We start from the raw sequence: 17,919 nt of genomic DNA on the forward strand, positions 1-17,919 counted from the left end.
GCGAACACCGGGGGCGTCGGTGTGGCTGTGGGGGTGGGCTTGAGAACCATCGGCTAACAACTCAAGTTTCAACCGCTTTCAGAAAAGCTACTGGTAACATGAGGGTTTCAAATTTGGAATTGCTGGACTTCCACGCGCTGATCCGCCCGTTGCCGGAGGCGCTCAAGCCTTATGTGCCGCAGCAGTTTCGCTATGCCTTGCACGATCGCTCACCACGCAGCGTGCGGAGATCAAAGGCGATGTGCTCACGCGCTTGGTGTTGGCCTCAAGCGAGAGGTCGCCAGAGAACAGGCCCTGGGCTGCGACGATGGGTCAACTATCGTCAGCGCTTCACGTGGTGCGAGTGACGCCTGGTTCATTGAGCGCTGGTCGGCCAGTGCTACACTGAAACCATCACCACCGAGGCGCGAAGACCATGGCCACCACACTCGACGAGGTTTGGGCCCTGTTCAGGGAGACCGACCGTCGATTCCAGCAAACCGAGAAGCTGCTGAATACCATCAGTCGCCAACTCGGCGAGCAAGGCAACCGCCTGGGTGACTTCGTCCAGGCCCTGTGGGCACGTCGCCAACAGGCCAGTCTAGACGGGGCGGACCGCTTGAACGCGCCGCTCAACAACGCAACGCATGCACTTGTAAAGACGCAACATGGGCACGTCCAAGTCTCTCGATAAGCCTGATGGCACAACCACCGCAGGCAACGCCAGCGCCGTGACAGCCGCCACGCTGTCCCAAGCCGCTGTGCTCGAAAATGGCGACCATCTCACGCGTGAAGAATTCGAGCGTCGCTATCGTGCGATGCCGGCGCTGAAAAAGGCCGAATTGGTCGAGGGGGTGGTGTATATGGCCTCACCGTTGCGCTATCGGCGCCACGCGCGCCCGCACAGCCAGATCATGACCTGGCTTGGCTACTATGCCGCCGGCCTGCCGGCGGTGGAAGTGGCCGATAACGCCAGCCTGCGACTCGATGCCAACAACGAGGTACAACCGGATGCCCTGATGCGTCTTGACGAACGCGCTGGCGGCCGCTCGCATTTGACGGAGGACGATTATCTGGCCGGTCCGCCCGAGTTGATCGTCGAGATCGCCAGCAGCAGCTCCGCCTACGACCGCTACGAGAAACTGCAGGTCTACCGCCGCAATGGCGTCGCCGAATACCTGCTCTGGCTGGTTGAAGATCACAAGCTCGAGTGGTATCGCCTGAAGGATGGCCGCTCTGTTGCGCTCGAGCCTGACCCAACCGGCACGCTGAAAAGCCAGGTTTTCCCCGGCCTGTGGCTCGACAGCGCCGCCTTACTCCAGCTGAAGATGCGAGACGTGCTTGATACGCTCGAAAGCGGGCTCAACAGCACCGACGCTGCGGCCTTTGCCGAGCGGCTAGCCCGTTTGATGTTGCCCTCTTGAAACAAACCGATTCATGGGCATCAGGACTCGGCCGAGCAGGAGGTTGTGGGTGCAGGTGAGGGGATCTGAAGCGGCAACCACTGGCGAGCCGAGATGGCCAGCGTTCGCAAACAGATCCGCGACGAACGGGACGACAGCCCGAGTCTGAGGCCCTACCCCAGTGAGATTTTTGAACCCTGCTACACCGACGATGCACGAGACATCGCCGCAGCGCGTTCCCAACGGCCGCTGAGTCCGTTATCCGCGTGCATCGCCAGGCAGCGCTGTCCGGAGCCTCAATGACAGGCCCGGTTAGTTCGAGCAGCAGGTCGAAGTCGTCGATCTGCTCCAAGATCGACCGCGTCTCATCGGCGACTGCGGGGCCGAAACGTTTCTTGACCTGGACCATCAGGATGTTGTCCACCGGCAGCTGCCCGCCGAGTTGCTGCAAGCGTTCGTTGAACAACCGATACTCCGCAAGCGCATTCTCAGGCGTGCCGTCGCCCCACTTCCATTGGTGCTAAGCGGCCGAATCCTGTTCGACGTTCCACCCTGGAAAGGCCAGGGCGCCGGGATGACATTTGAGCGCGCGAGCGAGGGACTTGGCCTGCTCGATGTCGAGGGCGGAGCGGTCGGATTCGATCTCGACTAACGCCGCCAGCGGCAGCCCAGCGCGCGTGGCGAGTTCTTCCTGGGTCAATTCCTGAAGCTCGCGCAGGATGCGCACGGATTCCCCGGGCGAGATCTCGATGCTGCGCGTGGCCGGGCGAAATTCGTTCATTTCACTTTCTCCGATAATCATGTGGCGTTACGCTAACAACTGCGACCTTGGCCAAGCCGTTTTCGAGACGGTAAATCACCCGGTATTGCTCGTTCAAGCGCGATGATCGGTGCCCTTGCCATTCGCCTTGGAGGGATTCGTCATGAAATCCGCGGATCATCCGGATGCCAGCCGGCCCCGAGAGCGTCATGATGTCTTTCCATTTCTGATAGCGTTTGACGATGTCGACCGGGAGCCGCCTGACTTGGCGCGCGATCCGGCGATGCTCGACGATCGTCCACATGGGCTGGCCGCTGCTGGTTACAACGCGGCTCTCTTCACCCAGCTGCCGCGCAGTATCTCGTAGATCAGCGTCTGGTATCCCTGGCCTTGTGCGGCGGCCCGCTCGCGCAAGACGGCGAGTAGGTCGTCGTCCAGGTAGAGTGTGACGCGCGTCTTGCCGTCAGCGTTGATCACCGATCCCTGCTGACCATGAGAGACATCATAGTGTTCGCGCATGGTGGGCCTCCCGTTCGTAGTGCTGTCGTTCGAGGTGGTTTTGCCCGATGGTCACGAATCGTTCCTCGTCGTGTTCGAGATCTTCAATGGTGATGGCATAAGGATCGTAGAAAACCGCCTCGATTTCGGCAAGGTCTATCCCATGTTTTTGGCGATTAACGCCCGGCCGTTTCATCATGGCCGCAGCAGTTGGATGATCCGGTTGAGGTCGTCATCGCTCAGCGCGGGGTGATGGCGGCTTCGATGCGGTTGGGGTCGAGGTTGAGCGTGTGCGGGTCGAGGTCGACGAAAACCGGCTGAATCTCGTTCCAGAGCAGGGTATGCGCGGTGGCGACGAAGGAGTAGGGCGTGGTGATGACCTCGCCGGTGATGCGCAAGGCCTGCAGCGCGGTGAGTAAGGCCAGGGTGCCGTTGGCGAACAGCGCCAGGTGCTCGACGCCCAGAGACTCCGCGAGCGCTTCAGCCGGCGTGAAATGGCCTTGGACGTCCTGCGATGGCATCGGTGCCGGGCGCCCGCCATTCTAGGAGCGCCGACTTCTTGCCGTCGCTGGAATCCTGATCTGGCGCGATGCTCAAAAGCCGCCTGAAGACGCCATCCCGCCAAGCGGTTGCGCGACGAGCCTGTGTGATGCACAGCGAGTATAGCGCGTCGATTCCCGCTGGGTAACCGTCCGGCGAATTACCTCCTATACGATCGCCGGCGCTGCTTGCACCCTAGCGCCTAGTCAGAGCAACACGAGGACTGGGCATGGCCGAGAAGCGACGCACGCCCGCTCAATGGCGCGAGCTGGTGCAAGGCTGGCCGCCCAGCGGCGAGACACAAGCCGCGTACTGCCGACGCCACGGCATCGCCGTGAGCACCTTCCACCGTTGGCGCGAGCGCCTGCGCCAAGAGACGCAAACCAGCAAGTCATCCTTGAGCGCCGAGGAGCTGCAGCCGGCGACACTCCTACCCGTGCGGCTCGCCGATCGCCCCACGCCGCCCAGCCAGGAGGTGGGCGCCGCGCTAACGGTGGTGTTCACCAACGGACTGCGCCTGGAGATCGCCGCTGGCTGTGATCCGAGCACCCTGGGGCAGGTCGTCGACCTGCTGCAGGCGCGGGGCGCGAGATGATCAGCCTCGATGCGCACACCAAGGTCTACCTGGCCGCGGGATCAACGGACATGCGCAAGCAGATCGATGGACTCGCCGCGCTGGTCATCGATGTGCTTCAAGCCGATCCCTTCTCATGCCATGTCTTTGTCTTCTGCAACCGAGGACGCGACAAGCTCAAGATTCTGTTCTATCGCACCAACGGCTTTTGGCTCTGGTATCGGCGCCTAGAGCGGCAGCGGTTCTGGTGGCCTCAGCGCGCCACAGACGGCCCGGTTGAACTCTCGCTGCGCGAATTGAGCTGGCTGCTCGACGGGCTCGAGCCGGCCCGTGTGCAGGCCCACAAACGGGCTCAGTTTGACCTGATTTGAGTGCGATAAGTCTTCGTTTTATCGAGCAAAACCAGTATAATAGCGACCATGCAAACGGTCGCCAAAAAGCTGCCCGATGAGCCCTCCCAGCTGCACGGGATCATCCACCAACTGGTCGAACAACTCGCCCAGTCCGAGCAGCAGCGCGCTGAACAAACCGCGCGTCTGCAGCAGCAAGCCGCCACCCTTGCGCAGCACCGGACTTATATCGATCAGCTGCTCGAGACCATCGAGCTGCTGCGGCGCAAGCGCTTCGGCCCCAGCGCCGATCAGATTCCTGAGAGCCAGCTCGCCCTGTTCGATGAGACCGAGCTCGAAGCGCTGATCGGCGAGCTCGAAGAGGCGCTCGCCAACGAGACGCCACCCGAGACCCACGACACCGACGAGCCCCCAAAGACCCAGGCAAAGCGCAAGCCCGTGCGTCGGCGCTTGCCGAGTCATCTACCGCGGGTGGAGCGCATCCTCGATCTGCCCGAGGCGATCAAAGCGGCGATGGGTGAGGACTGGCGCTTCATCGGTTATGACAGCGCCGAGCAGCTGGCTGTGATTCCCCGTCACGTACGACGTCATTGAGTACAAGCGGGCCAAATACGTGCCGATCAACGATGAGGTTCCCGGCGCTGAGGTGGGGGTGAAAATCGCTCCACGTCCCGAGTCGATCATCCCCAAGTCGCTCGCCCACAGCTCGCTGATCGCGCAGATCGTCACCCATAAGTTTGTCGATGCCCTGCCGCTGTATCGCCAGGAGCAGCTGTTCGCGCGCGAAGGCATTGAGCTCAGCCGCCAGACCATGGCCGGGCTGCTGATCGGGCTTAACGACCCGCTCCAGCCGGTGGCCGCAGCGCTCAAAGGGCTGCTGACCCAAGGCCCGGTGGTGCAGGCCGATGAGACGCCGCTGCAGGTGCTCGATGAGCCTGGGCGCGACAATACGCAACAGTCCACTATGTGGACCTTCTGCGGCGGCCCACCCGGGATCGCGATCCGCTGGTTTGAATATGCGCCGAGCCGGGCGGCCGAGGTGCCGCGGCGGGTGTTGTTCCCAGCCGATGCCGATCCGCCGTCGCCGTTTTATCTGCAATCCGATGGCTACAGTGCCTATCAGGTCTTGGCCACGGCGCCGGAGATCATCGATCACGCGGGCTGTTGGGCACATGTGCGTCGGAAGTTCGTTGAGGCCGCCAGTGGACGCAACACCAGTGCCGCCCAGCAGATGGTGGCGCTGATCGGTGAGCTCTATGGCGTGGAGCGGCGCGTGCGCGAGGCCGATGCCGCGACCCGCCAGCGTGAGCGCAACGCGCACAGCCGCCCGATCCTGATGCGNCCTGATGCGTATCCGCCGCTGGTTGGACAAGGCCGCCGCGCGCACGGCACCGAAGAGCCTGCTTGGGCAGGCGATCACCTATGCGCTCGGCCAATGGCCGATCCTGATCACCTTCCTCGAGGATGGGCATCTGGAGGTCGACAATAACCGCGCCGAGAACGCGATCCGGCCGTTTGTCGTTGGAAGGAAAAACTTTCTCTTCTCAGGCAGTCCGAAGGGGGCGGAGACCAGTGCGCTGCTCTAAAGCTTGGTCGAAACCGCGAAGGCCAATGGCCTCGAGCCTTGGGCGTACCTCAATCATCTCTTCGAGCAGCTGCCCGCTGCGAAGACGCCCGAGGCCGTCGCGGCGCTGCTGCCGCACACTCTAAACATGGACGACCTCAATCAGCAGCCGTCAATCCGGTAGTTCGCCGGACGCTTACGCCGCGGCAATTGCTGCTGCAGAGCGCGAAGTGGGTTGTCGCTTGCCGCTTGCCGCTTGCCGCTATACTCAGGCCATGACCACCGCCCCCCCAAGCGACCCGATCGAGCCGCGCGACGAGCGCCTGCGCCAATGGCATCGGCTGTTCGGCATCGCGCTGATGGAGGTCTTCGAAGGTGCCCCGTGGCGGGTCGAGCTCGAGCAAGAACTCGCGCTGCGCAGCCAATTGCTCGATGTCGCCATTATTGAGGCCAGGGGGGAAGGGGCAGCACAACGCCCGCTGGAACTGCCCGACGGGCTCGAGAACCTGCGCCCCCACAACCTGCTGACCTACAAATCCCAGCACGAAGCGCTCACCGCCTGGACCCTCGATGAGCTGATCGGCTACTACGTCAACACCGCCTGGGAAGGCGTTTATGAGCTCCCCTGGGGCGGACAGCCGGTGCGCCTGATCGTCCTGAACGCCATCGCCAAGCATCCGCGCAATGCCCCCTGGGAACTCTTCGCCAGCGAGCAAGATCGCATCCAGCAAGGGCTGATCCACTACCGCGCTCGCCATCCGCATCTCAGCCAAGGCCAACACTGGGAATTGCTCGAACGCCTGCACCTCATCTACCAACGGGAGAATCTTGACATGGCCTACACGATGGAAGACTTTCTCCGCGAGACCCATGAGCTGGTGCTCGCCAACATGACTCCAGAAGAGCGCCTCAAGGGACTTGATCCAGACGAAGTGCTTCAGCGCTATGATCCCGAGGAGCGCCTCAAGGGGCTTGATCCTGCCACCATCGAAGCCTGGTTAGCCAAGCAGCGCAGGGACCATTAGGAGGCCATGGAGCGGTAACCTTTGCAGCAGGCACTGAGCGTCAGCAGTCAACCATCCACTCACCCTCGTCTGATAAGACCAGCAAGATCATTGTGTTTGCCTGGGTCAATGATGGGCGGACACTGCGGGCTGCAGGCAGCAAGTCCGATCCGGGCATTAATTGGGGACTCTTGTAATGAAAATTTCCGTGGTCACAACGCTGCATAACGCTGTGGATACCATCGGCGATTGCATGGACTCGATGGCGAGTCAGTCGTATGCCGATCGGGAACATCTTGTGATGGACGGCGGCAGCGCTGATGGCACTCTCGAGATCTTGCAACGCCGGCGTGATCAGCTTGCGGTGTTGGTCAGCGAGCGTGACGGCGGCACCTACGATGGGCTGAATAAGGGCATCGCCCACGCCACCGGCGATGTGCTCGGCATCCTGCATGGCGATGATGTCTATGCCGACGGCGAGGTGCTGGCGCAGGTGGCCCGGGCCTTTGCTGATCCGGCTGTGGATGCGGTCTATGGCGACTTGGTCTATGTGGCTGCGGAAGACACCACCCGCGTGATCCGCTATTGGCGCGCCGGTGAGTATCGGCCGCAACGGCTGCGCTGGGGCTGGATGCCGCCGCATCCAACGCTGTTTCTGCGCCGCTCGCTCTATGAGCGCTTCGGCGTCTTCGATACGCGGTATAGCATCGCCGCAGACTATGACCTAATGCTGCGCATGCTGACGCAGCTGCAAGGGAGGGTACTGTATCTGCCCGAGGTGCTGGTCCGCATGCGCCTCGGCGGGGTGAGCAACCGCTCGCTACGCAATCTGCTGCGCAAGTCTTGGGAGGATTATCAAGCACTGCACAGCAACCAGGTCGGCGGCCTGGGGGCGCTGGCGTGGAAGAATGTGTCGAAGCTGCCGCAGTTTTTTGTGCGCGGCGCCTGCGCTTGATGGCAATTTATGGTTAACGCCGGAAGCGCTCAAGGTTGTTGAGAAACCAGCGATAGGTCTGCCTCAGCCCAGCCTCGAGGTCATAGCGCGCCTGCCAACCGAGCGCGGTGAGACGCGAGACATCGAGCAGCTTGCGCGGGGCGCCATCCGGCTTGCTCGAGTCGAAAGTGAGCTGGCCCCGGTAGCCTGTGACGTGGGCGATGATCTCGGCTAGCTCGCGGATGGTGACATCGACACCGGTACCAACGTTGATGTGCGAGCACATCGGTTGGGTGTTGGCCTGATAGGTCTCGGTGTCGAGATTGAGCACATGCAGGCAGGCGGCGGCCATATCGTCAACGTACAGGAATTCGCGCCTGGGGGTACCGGTTCCCCAGATGACGACCTCGGGGGCGTTGGCCTGGGTGGCCTCGTGGAAACGCCGCAATAAGGCCGGGATGACGTGGCTGTGCTCGGGGTGGAAATTGTCGCCAGGGCCATAGAGGTTGCTCGGCATCACGCAGCGGTAGTCGCGCCCGTATTGGCGGTTGACGCTCTCGCAGAGCTTGATGCCCGCGATCTTGGCGATGGCGTAGGGCTCGTTGGTGGGTTCGAGCGGGCCGGTCAGCAGCGCGTCTTCGACCATTGGCTGCGGGGCTTCGCGGGGGTAGATGCAGGAGGAGCCGAGAAACAGCAGCTGTTGGATATCGGCCTGATGCGCGGCCTGGATGAGGTTGGCCTCGATCATCAGGTTTTGGTAGATGAATTCGGCCGGTAGGCTGTTGTTGGCCTCAATACCGCCAACCTTGGCGGCGGCGATGATGACCTGGTCGATGCGGTGTTGTTGGAAGAAGGCATTGACCGCCTGCTGGTTGAGCAGATCCAGCTCGCTGCGGCTGGCGGTGAGTAACGCGGCCTCGCCCTGGTCCTGCAATTGACGGGCGATGGCGCTGCCGACCATGCCACGGTGGCCGGCGATGAAGATCTTTTTCATCGCCCATCCTCTCGCGCAATCGGGATCGCGTGGCCGTGGGCCTTGAGCAGGGCGAAGCGTCGCGCGCTGTTGAGGTCTTCGGCGACCATTTCGGCGACCATCGCTTGCACCGTGATCTCGGGCACCCAGCCGAGGCGCTCGCGGGCGCGGGTGGGATCACCGAGCAGGGTCTCGACCTCGGCCGGGCGGAAGTAGCGTGGATCGACGCAGACGATGACGTCGCCCACCTTGAGGGCCGGGGCGATCTCGGGGTCGGCGATGGCGGTGACGATACCTTGCTCGTTGAGACCTTCGCCTTGGAATTCGAGGCTGATGCCAAGCTCGGCGGCGGTCCAGTCGACGAATTGACGCACCGAGTATTGCTTGCCGGTGGCGATGACGAAGTCTTCGGGCTGCTCTTGCTGGAGCATCAGCCACTGCATGCGCACGTAGTCCTTGGCATGACCCCAGTCGCGCAGTGCATCCATGTTGCCAAGATACAAGCACTGCTCGAGGCCTTGGGCGATGTTGGCCAGGGCGCGGGTGATCTTGCGGGTGACGAAGGTTTCGCCACGGCGCGGGCTCTCGTGGTTGAAGAGGATACCGTTGCAGGCATAGAGCCCGTAGGCTTCGCGGTAATTGACGGTGATCCAGTAGGCGTAGAGCTTGGCGGCGGCGTAGGGGCTGCGCGGATAGAACGGGGTGGTCTCGCGCTGCGGCACCTCTTGCACCTGACCAAACAGCTCGGAGGTGGAAGCCTGGTAGAAGCGGCTCTTGTCGGTGAGGCCTAGGAAGCGGATGGCTTCGAGCAGGCGAAGGGTGCCGATGGCGTCGACGTCGGCGGTGTATTCGGGGGCCTCGAAGCTGACTGCGACGTGGGATTGGGCGCCGAGGTTGTAGACCTCGTCGGGCTGCACCTGGGCGATGATGCGCGTGAGGTTGGAGGTATCGGTGAGGTCACCATAGTGCAGGATAAATTGTTGGTCCTGCTGGTGCGGGTCTTCGTAGATATGATCGACGCGCTGGGTGTTGAACAGCGAGGCGCGACGTTTGATGCCGTGGACTTCGTAGCCCTTCTCCAAGAGGAATTCGGCGAGGTAGCTGCCGTCTTGGCCGGTGATGCCGGTGATGAGGGCTTTTTTGGTCACTGCTGAAGCTCCAGATGAGGCTGCGGGGCTGCGGCCTTTCGATCGATCTCGCTTAGGATACCGCGCAGACCTGTGCGCGGGGGAGGCTGACGGTGATCGGGCGCTGCAGGAGATTGAGCAGCAGGTGCACGCGCTGTTCGCCCTGCGGGGCCTTAAAGATGGCCGATAGCCCAGCAAAGGGGCCATCGAGGATCTCAACCGGTTGGCCGGGCTGGAGTTCAGGCGGGCCGGTACGTTGGGCACAGCGCTGCATGATCGCTTCGATCAGCTGTTGGTCGATCGCGACCGGCTCTTGGCCGAAGGTCACGAGCCGGGCGACACCGCGGGTCGAGCGCAGGGGATACCAGTTATCGACCCAACGCTGCAGGCGAATGAAGAGATAGTTGGGGAACAGGGGCTCTTCGGCCAATTGCCGGCGCTGGCGCTGAATACGCTCGACGGTGATGCGCGGGAGGAAGACGACATACCCTTGGCGCTCGAGGTTAAGCTGAGCGCGCTCGGCCTGGCGAGGCTTGCTTTGCAGAACGTACCAGGAGGGCACGCGGTGTTGCAGCGAGTCCATATAATCCGTGGCTAACTTCGCCTGATCCGGTGGCGCCGAGCATACCACCGAGCCCGTGCGCTGATCCACCCAGGCGCGCGAGCGAACCATCGCATGCTGGAATCGCTTACTATTAGAGGCTGACTTTAGATCTGTTTGAGGCAGGATGCGGGAGCCTTCGATGGTAGCGGCGCAAACAGCGGTTTCGGATTCCAGCGCGGCGAATCCCTCGGCCTGGGAGGCGCGCGCGCGGCAAGGGGCGGAATGGGTGTTGGGCGCGGTCCTTGTGATCGCGCCTCTGTTTCTTGGCGGGAAGCCGGCGTGGGCATTGTTATCGCTGGAAGTTTTATCGTTGGCGATGATCGCCTTGGTGCTCATGCAGCCGCGGCCGTTGCCGATCTCGGCGCGTGAAGGGGTCGCGATTGCGCTGTTGTTGGGGCTGCCTTGGCTGTATTTGCTCCCATTGCCGGCGGTTATCGCGACTTGGGTGCCGGGGCATGCGCTGTATGCCGAGGCGTCAGCGCTCATGATGGGGGAGGCGGGCTCGGGCTTGACTCGGTTATCCGTGGTTCCGGACGTGACGGAGTCGAGCGGGCTGTTTCTTTGGGCGCCGGTTGGGGTGTTCATCGTCACGCGTTGGCTGGCGCCCACGGCGCTCCTGCGGTTGGTGCTGCTGGTGCTTGCTGTCGGCCTGCTACAAGGTCTCCTGGGTGCGGTGCAATTCTTGCTGGATCTGGCGCCGCTTGGTGGTGATCTTGATGCGAATGGGTTCGAGGGGCTGCGGAGTGCCGCGGGGACCTTGAGCAATGCCGGCCACTTGGCGGGGTTGCTGAACATGGTGTTGGCGTTGACGCTTGGGCTGACCGCTTATGGGCTGGAGCATCGCAGCCGGCGACGAAAACGCCGCGGTGAGGCGCTGAGCGTGGGCGATTGGCTGCAGCGCTATCCAGCCATTCCTTACGCGGTGATCGCTGCGTTGCTGCTGGCGGCGCTGCTGCTAACGCGCTCGCGCGTCGGCATTGGCCTGAGCATCCTTGCCGTCATGATCTGGACGCTGTTGCTGGCCCAGCGTTCAGCGGGTCAAGAGCGGTGGTTGGGGATTCCGCGCGCGCTCGTGATGGTCGCGATAGGCGGCGCGCTGGTGATGGCGCTGTTGCCGCTGTTCGACCGGTTTTCGGTGCCTGATGTGATGGCGCGGCAGCAGGGAGAAATTGTGACGGCAACCTTGTCTGGCATCGTTGCCTTTTTCCCCTTCGGCAGCGGCCCGGGAACTTACAGCGAGGTGTTTCCGGCATTCCAGCCCGTGGAACTGGGTCAGTGGTCGATCTCGCACGCTCAAAATAGTGTTCTCGAGTGGGTGTTCGAGATGGGGGTACTCGGTGCGGTCTTGATCGTGCTCGGCTTGGCCATGTATCTGCGACAGTGGGTGCGGATCGGGGCGGCTGGGCCTTGGCCTCGGCAACGTTTTCTCCAGCTGGGCGCTGGGATTGGCTTGCTGTTGGCGCTGTTGCAGGGGCTCTTTGATGACACGCTGCAGATTCCGGCTAATGTGATCTATTTTGCGTTCCTGGCAGGCCTGTTCTACGGCGTGCCCGCGACCCAGGTTGAGTCAACCGCGCGGCGTGCACGACCTCGGCGCACACCGGATCTTGTGGCCGAGGAGGTGAGAGGAGGCGTGGCTCGCCGAAAAGGGACCCGACCACCGGCGGGAGGGCAGATCCCGAATCCGTTTCTCGATGATGATGCGTCTACTGATCGGCACGCTGGAGTCAGCGGAGGGCAATCTGTATGACTGAGCCTGAAGATCGCGGTCAGGCGTCAGACCCCGGAAGGGCGATCGGCCCTTGGCGAGGAGCGATGGCGCCCGGTCCTGGCGGTGTTGCGCTAGCGGCTGCATCGGAACCCCTAGAAGACGACAGCATTGATTTGCGCCGCTACTGGCACATGCTGCTGCGGCGTAAGTGGATACTGGTTGCCGCTGTGGTCCTTGCGTTGTTGGTTGGGTTGGTCATGACCTACCGCACCACGCCAGTCTACCAAGCGACCCTGTTGCTCCATATTGAGCCTCAGAATGATCGATTCCTGGAATACCAAGAAGATGTCGAGCTTGGGGAGTCTCGAAGTGACAAGGATTTTTATCAAACGCAGTATGAGTTGCTCAAGAGTCGCAATCTTGCTAGCAGGGTGATTGAGCGGCTCGGCCTCCAGACCCGCTCGGCGCCTCGGCAGTCGAGCGATGCTTCGGCCTTGGCGGAGGTCTCGGCGGGCTTGCGGCGTTTGCTCGGCGGCGGTCAAGATGCGCAATCTGCCAGGGATACCCCAGGGAACAATGGGGCATCATCCTCTAATCTGGAGGGTGCATTGCTATCCCGGCTGACGGTCTCGCCGGTGCGCGGTTCGCGGCTCGTACGGTTGCATTATGCGAGTCCCAATCCCCGCGAGGCGGCCCAAATCTTGAACGCCTGGGCCGAGAGTTTCATCAATATGACGCTGGAGCGTCGCTACGATGCGACGGTCTATGCCGAGCGTTTCCTGGAGGAGCGCATCAAACAGGTGCGGGCCAATCTTGAGGATTCCGAAGCCCGGCTGGTTGCTTACGCCAAGGAGCGACAGATCTACGACTTGGAAGACCGCTTAGGCAGTGCCAAGCAGCGGTTGACGGCCTTTCGTAATGCACTCACCGCCGCCCAGACAGAGGCGATTCAGGCCGCAGCCGCGGCTGGCCGAGATGACGTTGGCCAAGATGATGATGGCCTGGCGACACTCATGATGCTGGATAGCGGTGTGATCGAGCAGCTGAAGGAGCGTAAGGTGGATCTGCAGATCGCATATCGCGATCAACTGAACCGGTTTACGCCAGACTTTCCAGACGTTGAGCAGTTACGCCAGCAGATCAATGAAGTCGACGAGCAGATTGCGCAAGAGGTTGAGTTGATCCGTACCGCCCTCGAGCAAGATTATCGTGCGAAACGGCGCGAGCAGGCGGCGCTGCAGACGGAGGTCGACGCGTTGGAGCAGGAATTGCTGGCCTTGCAGGACAGGAATACCGATTACCAGACGCTCAAGCGCGACGTGGAAACCAACAGCCAACTCTACGATGGCTTGCTTCAGCGCATGAAGGAGGTGGGCGTCGTTGCCGGAATCACGGCGAACAACATCTCGATTGTGGATTCGGCGCAAATTCCGCGGTCACCCTTTAAGCCGAGTTTGCGCTCGAATCTGATGAAGGCGCTGATGCTAGGGCTTGTCGTCGGGGCACTGGTGATCTTTTTGGTCGAACACATCGATGATACCATCAAGACGAGCGATGACGTGGAAACGCGGCTGCATGCGCCGGTGCTGGGAGTGATCCCCTATGCTTCGGCGCGCGCTTATGGGATCGAGGATCAAGAGGTCCCTTTGCTCGCGGCGGTTGATCCACAGAGTCCGGTGGCCGAGGCGGTGCGCTCTCTACGCACGCAACTGCTGTTTGCGACCGCCGAGGGCGCGCCTAAGGTCTTGCATTTGACCAGCGCTGGGCCAGGCGAGGGCAAGACGACGGTGGCGACGAGTATCGCGATTGCCTTTGCGCAGGCGGGGGCGAAGGTCTTACTGATCGATGCCGACCTGCGGGCGCCGTCTTTGCACCGTGTGTTTGATCTACCGAATTCGGTCGGGTTGACCAATTACCTGGCTGGCTCCATGCAGCCGGCCGAGATTGCGCAGCCGACCGCGACAACGCGTCTTTTCTCGATAACGAGTGGTCCGCTGCCACCCAATCCGGTCGAGCTAATCTCGAGCGCAAAGATGGGCGAGTTGATCGCGCTAGCGGCCGAGCGCTTTGATTATGTGTTGCTCGATGGGCCGCCGGTGATTGGCTTGGCCGATGCGTTGGTCCTGGCCAATCTGGCGCGCGGGACGGTTTTCGTTGCCGATGCGGAGAGCACCCGCTATGGTGCGATGGAGGGCGCGGTCAAACGCTTGAAGGCCGCGCATGCGAATATCATCGGGGCGGTGATCGACCGCCTTGGGAAGGTCGGCAGCGGTTATGGCTACGGCTACGGCTATGACTACCAATACACCTACCACTACGGTGGCCGCGAGACGGCGTTGCCCGAGCAGGCCTAGGGGCGCTGGGCGTGTCTGGCGGTCCAATGCTGGCGGCAGGCGCACTGGAGCGTTGAGGGATTTTTGCAGTGTCTGTTGTGCGCCTCGTTGTCGTGTTGGCGGTTGCTGGGCTGTTGCTTTGGCGAATGATGGTATCCGGCGTACCAGCGCCAACGCAGCAGCGCGCCGCAGCGGTTGAACAGACGCCTGCCGGAGCGCTGACGCAGCGCGGTGCGGATCGGTTGCAGGCCGCGTTGTCGCCCCAGGAGGATCCCGAGTCCGACGATGAACAGGCGGCGCCCGCACCGGAAGCACTCAGGCAGGCCTTTCAGCAAAATCCAACCGACCCGGAACCGTTGTTGCAGACGGCGCCACGGCTGCTGGCGGCGGACGAGACGGCGCGAGCGGATGCGATGATCGAGATGGCCGTCCGCTTACGGCCGGCTGATCCGACTGTCCACCTGCGCGCTGGACGTTTCTGGATGGAACGGGGCGAGCTAGAGCAAGCACTGCGCCATTGGCTGCTGACGCTCGAGGCTGATCCGACCGCCACCGAGGCGATTTTCCCGTTGATGCGTGAGCTGGCTGATGAGGCGGAAACGCGTGAGGTGCTCATGCCGCTGGCAATGACGCCGCCATCTTGGTGGCCAGCCTTCTTCGCCGATCTCGCGGAACATAGCGCCGATATTGGGGCGGTTCGGGCGTTTTATGAGCTGCGCACGGCAATGTCCTTTGAGCCACTGACGGAGCTCGAGCGCAAGCATTACATTGAGCGTCTGCGCCGGGAAGGTCGAATCGTCGAGGCGTACTTGGCCTGGTTGAACGGACTGAGCCCAGAGCGGCGCTGGGAACTTGGTTTGTTGTACGACGGTGGGTTCGAGTCCGAGCCGACGGGTTGGGGCTTCGACTGGCGGATGCAGGGCGATGAGACGGTGCTGGTCAATTACACCAAGACCTATGGCATCAACGGAGATCAGGCGCTGCATGTCCTGTTCAGAGAGCATGAAGGACCGATGGCGGAGGTGGCTCAACCCTTGTTTCTGGATCCTGGCGAGTATCGGCTGAGCGGACGTTACCGCGCGGATCGATTGGCCACGCGCGGCGGCTTACGCTGGATTGTGCAGTGTGTGCAGCCCGATCAGTCGTTGCTCGAAGAGAGCCAGCGTTTTCTTGGCTCGAACAAATGGGATACCTTTGAGGTTGCGTTTGCCGTGCCGGCTTCCTGTGACTTGCAGGAGCTACGCTTAGTGTCGGTAGATGAATTCGGCCTGAGTCGAGCCATTTCCGGTGGGATCTGGTTCGACGAGATGCGCGTGCGCCGGATCCCGCCACCGGCCGCGACTCAGCCGAGTGTTGTTGAGGCCAGTGCCTCGGTGGAGCCGACGACGGTGCCAGAGGCGGACGCCGACGCGGCAGAGGTTGCCGAGGAAACCTTGGGGCCAGTTGCGACGGTGCTTGGTGTTGAGGGCGAGGTGCTGGTGACGCAGGCGGGGCGTTATGTGATGGCGCGGGAGGGCCGAGGGCTCGAGTTGGGTGACCGTCTCATTACACTGGAGGGCAGTACCGCGGTGCTCGAATACTCGGCCGGATGTCGGCAGGTGCTTAACGCGAATCGGCTGCTCACCATTAACGGGAGTGAACGCTGCGAGCCATCGGAGTCCTCGGATGATTGATCTGCATTGCCACATGCTGCCGGCTATCGACGACGGCGCGCCAGAGTTGGCAACAGCGCTGGAAATGGCGCGGATTGCGGTGGCGGACGGTATCGAGTTCACCGCCTGCACGCCGCACATCTACCCGGGACTGTATCATAATGATGCCGCCGGCATCGCTCGCGCGACAGTGGCGTTTCGCCGCGCCCTGTTGGAGGCCGATATCGGGCTCGAAGTCAGCTACGGTGCTGATATCCAGATGGTGCCTGAAATGCTGGCAGCGCTGCGCGCTGGGCATTTTCCCACCCTGCACGGGTCGCGCTATTTTCTGTTCGAGCCGCCACATCATACGGTTCCCGCGCGATTCTTGGATTCGTTATTCGATCATTTGGCCGCCGGCTTTGTGCCGGTGATTACCCATCCAGAACGTCTGAGTTGGCTGGATGACGATCATTACGATTGGTTTCGGGCCGCGGTACGTCAGGGGGCCTGGCTGCAGGTGACCGCGGGTGCCCTGACCGGGCGCTTCAGCCCTCGTGCCCGTCGCCTGGCGGAACGCTTGCTCGGCGATGGGCTTGTTCATCTGCTCGCAACCGATGCGCATTCGGTGGAGAGACGACCGCCGCTGTTGGCCGAGGGCCGAGAAGCCGCTGCGCGCTTGGTTGGGCCAGAGGAGGCGGAACGCTTGGTGCGCTGGCGTCCGCGGGCGGTGATTGATGATGTTGATCCGGAAGAGGTGCCGGCACCGCCGGGGGTTTCTGCGTTGGACGCGGCAGCGGCGCCTGCAGGGCGTGCCGGTGGTTGGTTTTCACGGCTCTTTCTGGGGCGGTGAGTGTGTTCACGAGCACTGCAAATGTCGCCGTCGTGGTGGGATTGGTTCCTGTACTCTAATCGTTAGGCTCAAGATGGAGAATGCTGTTATGAAGAACATCGTCGCTGTTTCGTCGCTTGCCTTCGCGCTGATTGGTTTCGCGAGCGTTGCGTTCTCGCAGGGGTCGGGTCCGCAAGGCTGGCAACAGCCGTGTTCAGAGGTGTCGGGTACGCCGCAGCCGATACAGTTCAACCCGCCCTCAGTCGCAAACTGCGTCTGCAGACTGCCGCAGGATTGCTCGGTATCGCCCTGCGATCAAAGTCCGGCGGCAAGACGGATGTGCCGCGTGTCTCCGGCGAGGTAACGAACGGCTGAGCAGGGCAGGCGGCTGGGATGCATAATCCGGCGCTCTTAGCCCGGCTTGGGTGGTGGCTTGGCGCGCTCATTGCCGTGCTGTTCGCCCTTTTTGCCGGGCTGTGGGCCTGGGGTGAGAACGCCTCGGAAGGCGTCTTGCTGCGATTGAACGAACGGTTGTCGACACCCTACCAAACCGACCGCTGGACGGGGCCATGGTCCGCGTTGACGACAGCGGCGCGTTTCAATCCCTTCTCCGCCGAGTACCCCTCTCTGCAAGCACTGGCGGCCCAGCGCATCGGATCGAGTCGGCTCGCCGAGGCTGGCATCTCCGCCGATGTCGATGCGTTCATCATCGATCTGTATCGCCGGGCGCTGAATCGGCGTCCGCATTGGGGCGCGTTGTGGGCACGTCTCGCCACCCTGAAAGCGGAAGAGGGCGCAACCGTGCCGGCGGTTTGGGCTGCGCTCGAGCGTGCCAAGACCTTCGCGCTCTATGAGCCCGAGGTGCTGCAGACCGAGCTGCGGCTGGGTTTTTCACTCTGGTCGCGGCTCGATGCCAAGCAGCGTGAGGGTGTGCGCGAGACGGTGACCTTCCTACTCGAGCGCGAGCCGCGCAATGTGATCGATCTGGCGATGGCCTTCGGCTGGGTGGATCAGCTCAGGCCTATGCTGAGTCAGGCACGGGATATCAGCTACCTGAACCAGCGCCTGAATCGTGCCGAGCTGTTTTCGCCAGAGTCATGAC

Annotated in this window: 22 protein-coding genes and 2 pseudogenes; 16 read left to right on the forward strand and 8 right to left on the reverse strand. The window is 62.3% G+C overall.

Going from position 1 to position 17,919, the window contains the following annotated elements; all coding sequences use genetic code 11:
* The first annotated feature begins 415 nt into the window (after positions 1-415).
* The 3 genes and pseudogenes from CCR82_RS05860 to CCR82_RS19310 form a co-directional block, all read left to right on the forward strand.
* Positions 416-673 carry a hypothetical protein gene (locus tag CCR82_RS05860; protein WP_201244468.1) on the forward strand — a complete coding sequence of 86 codons (258 nt, stop codon included), beginning with the start codon at positions 416-418 and terminating at the stop codon, positions 671-673.
* Positions 648-1,403, forward strand: coding sequence for a Uma2 family endonuclease (locus CCR82_RS05865; protein WP_201244469.1), 756 nt, complete (start codon positions 648-650; stop codon positions 1,401-1,403). The genes CCR82_RS05860 and CCR82_RS05865 overlap by 26 nt, the downstream gene beginning before the upstream one ends.
* An 84-nt stretch (positions 1,404-1,487) precedes the next feature.
* Positions 1,488-1,685, forward strand: a pseudogene (locus CCR82_RS19310) (DUF29 family protein); the annotation flags it as partial.
* Between the two features lie 217 nt (positions 1,686-1,902).
* Here CCR82_RS19310 and CCR82_RS05875 read toward each other — a convergent pair.
* From CCR82_RS05875 to CCR82_RS05895, 5 genes and pseudogenes are all read right to left on the reverse strand, one after another.
* Positions 1,903-2,163, reverse strand: coding sequence for a helix-turn-helix domain-containing protein (locus CCR82_RS05875; protein WP_201244471.1), 261 nt, complete (start codon positions 2,161-2,163; stop codon positions 1,903-1,905).
* Position 2,164: 1 nt separating this feature from the next.
* Complete coding sequence (locus CCR82_RS05880) at positions 2,165-2,446, reverse strand: type II toxin-antitoxin system mRNA interferase toxin, RelE/StbE family (RefSeq protein WP_201244472.1); 282 nt, start codon at positions 2,444-2,446, stop codon at positions 2,165-2,167.
* Between the two features lie 17 nt (positions 2,447-2,463).
* The gene (locus CCR82_RS05885) at positions 2,464-2,661 is read right to left on the reverse strand and encodes a BrnA antitoxin family protein (protein ID WP_201244473.1); all 198 of its coding nucleotides are present in this window, start codon (positions 2,659-2,661) and stop codon (positions 2,464-2,466) included.
* Positions 2,645-2,839, reverse strand: coding sequence for a BrnT family toxin (locus CCR82_RS19315; protein WP_201244474.1), 195 nt, complete (start codon positions 2,837-2,839; stop codon positions 2,645-2,647). Before CCR82_RS19315 ends, CCR82_RS05885 begins: the two co-directional genes overlap by 17 nt.
* A gap of 46 nt (positions 2,840-2,885) precedes the next feature.
* Positions 2,886-3,116: pseudogene (locus tag CCR82_RS05895) on the reverse strand (DegT/DnrJ/EryC1/StrS family aminotransferase); the annotation flags it as partial.
* 293 nt (positions 3,117-3,409) lie between these two features.
* On the opposite strand from CCR82_RS05895, the gene tnpA reads away from it, so the two are divergent.
* The 8 genes from tnpA (at position 3,410) to CCR82_RS05920 (ending at position 7,627) form a co-directional block, all read left to right on the forward strand.
* On the forward strand, positions 3,410-3,775 hold the full coding sequence (gene tnpA / locus CCR82_RS05900) for an IS66 family insertion sequence element accessory protein TnpA (protein WP_201244475.1): 366 nt from the start codon (positions 3,410-3,412) through the stop codon (positions 3,773-3,775).
* Positions 3,772-4,125 carry an IS66 family insertion sequence element accessory protein TnpB gene (tnpB, locus tag CCR82_RS05905; protein WP_201244476.1) on the forward strand — a complete coding sequence of 118 codons (354 nt, stop codon included), beginning with the start codon at positions 3,772-3,774 and terminating at the stop codon, positions 4,123-4,125. The genes tnpA and tnpB overlap by 4 nt, the downstream gene beginning before the upstream one ends.
* 48 nt (positions 4,126-4,173) lie before the next feature.
* Positions 4,174-4,698 carry an IS66 family transposase gene (locus CCR82_RS18510; protein WP_242513290.1) on the forward strand — a complete coding sequence of 175 codons (525 nt, stop codon included), beginning with the start codon at positions 4,174-4,176 and terminating at the stop codon, positions 4,696-4,698.
* A gap of 19 nt (positions 4,699-4,717) precedes the next feature.
* Positions 4,718-5,445: IS66 family transposase (gene tnpC, locus CCR82_RS18515; protein ID WP_338073110.1), on the forward strand; the 728-nt coding region annotated here is incomplete at its 3' end.
* Positions 5,446-5,450: 5 nt separating this feature from the next.
* Complete coding sequence (locus CCR82_RS18520; RefSeq protein WP_242513293.1) at positions 5,451-5,690, forward strand: IS66 family transposase; 240 nt, start codon at positions 5,451-5,453, stop codon at positions 5,688-5,690.
* Between the two features lie 3 nt (positions 5,691-5,693).
* The gene (locus CCR82_RS18525) at positions 5,694-5,852 is read left to right on the forward strand and encodes a transposase domain-containing protein (RefSeq protein WP_242513291.1); all 159 of its coding nucleotides are present in this window, start codon (positions 5,694-5,696) and stop codon (positions 5,850-5,852) included.
* Positions 5,853-5,943: 91 nt separating this feature from the next.
* Entirely contained in the window at positions 5,944-6,693 is a 750-nt protein-coding gene (locus CCR82_RS05915; protein ID WP_201244477.1) for a hypothetical protein, read from the forward strand.
* A gap of 175 nt (positions 6,694-6,868) precedes the next feature.
* The gene (locus tag CCR82_RS05920) at positions 6,869-7,627 is read left to right on the forward strand and encodes a glycosyltransferase family 2 protein (RefSeq protein ID WP_201244478.1); all 759 of its coding nucleotides are present in this window, start codon (positions 6,869-6,871) and stop codon (positions 7,625-7,627) included.
* Between the two features lie 13 nt (positions 7,628-7,640).
* Here the strand turns inward: CCR82_RS05920 and fcl are convergent, their stop codons facing one another.
* The 3 genes from fcl to rfaH are packed head-to-tail and all read right to left on the reverse strand — an operon-like array spanning position 7,641 to position 10,379.
* The gene (gene fcl / locus CCR82_RS05925; protein WP_201244479.1) at positions 7,641-8,600 is read right to left on the reverse strand and encodes a GDP-L-fucose synthase; all 960 of its coding nucleotides are present in this window, start codon (positions 8,598-8,600) and stop codon (positions 7,641-7,643) included.
* Positions 8,597-9,727, reverse strand: coding sequence for a GDP-mannose 4,6-dehydratase (gmd, locus tag CCR82_RS05930; RefSeq protein WP_201244480.1), 1,131 nt, complete (start codon positions 9,725-9,727; stop codon positions 8,597-8,599). Before gmd ends, fcl begins: the two co-directional genes overlap by 4 nt.
* 52 nt (positions 9,728-9,779) lie before the next feature.
* A complete protein-coding gene (gene rfaH / locus CCR82_RS05935; protein ID WP_242513292.1) occupies positions 9,780-10,379 on the reverse strand; it encodes a transcription/translation regulatory transformer protein RfaH in 600 nt (199 codons plus the stop codon).
* A 70-nt stretch (positions 10,380-10,449) separates the two neighbouring features.
* Here rfaH and CCR82_RS05940 point away from each other — a divergent pair, with 70 nt between their 5' ends.
* From CCR82_RS05940 to CCR82_RS05960, 5 genes are all read left to right on the forward strand, one after another.
* Complete coding sequence (locus CCR82_RS05940; protein ID WP_201244481.1) at positions 10,450-12,060, forward strand: O-antigen ligase family protein; 1,611 nt, start codon at positions 10,450-10,452, stop codon at positions 12,058-12,060.
* Between the two features lie 65 nt (positions 12,061-12,125).
* The gene (locus tag CCR82_RS05945) at positions 12,126-14,375 is read left to right on the forward strand and encodes a GumC family protein (RefSeq protein ID WP_201244482.1); all 2,250 of its coding nucleotides are present in this window, start codon (positions 12,126-12,128) and stop codon (positions 14,373-14,375) included.
* A 125-nt stretch (positions 14,376-14,500) separates the two neighbouring features.
* Positions 14,501-16,027 (forward strand): hypothetical protein, encoded by a 1,527-nt coding sequence (locus CCR82_RS05950; protein WP_201244483.1) that lies wholly within the window; start codon positions 14,501-14,503, stop codon positions 16,025-16,027.
* Positions 16,020-16,838, forward strand: a complete 819-nt coding sequence (locus tag CCR82_RS05955; protein ID WP_201244484.1) for a tyrosine-protein phosphatase — start codon at positions 16,020-16,022, stop codon at positions 16,836-16,838. Before CCR82_RS05950 ends, CCR82_RS05955 begins: the two co-directional genes overlap by 8 nt.
* Before the next feature lie 372 nt (positions 16,839-17,210).
* Positions 17,211-17,918, forward strand: coding sequence for a hypothetical protein (locus tag CCR82_RS05960; protein ID WP_201244485.1), 708 nt, complete (start codon positions 17,211-17,213; stop codon positions 17,916-17,918).
* The last annotated feature ends 1 nt before the right edge of the window (position 17,919 follow it).

Source organism: Halochromatium salexigens, assembly GCF_016653295.1.
GTDB lineage: Bacteria > Pseudomonadota > Gammaproteobacteria > Chromatiales > Chromatiaceae > Lamprobacter > Lamprobacter salexigens.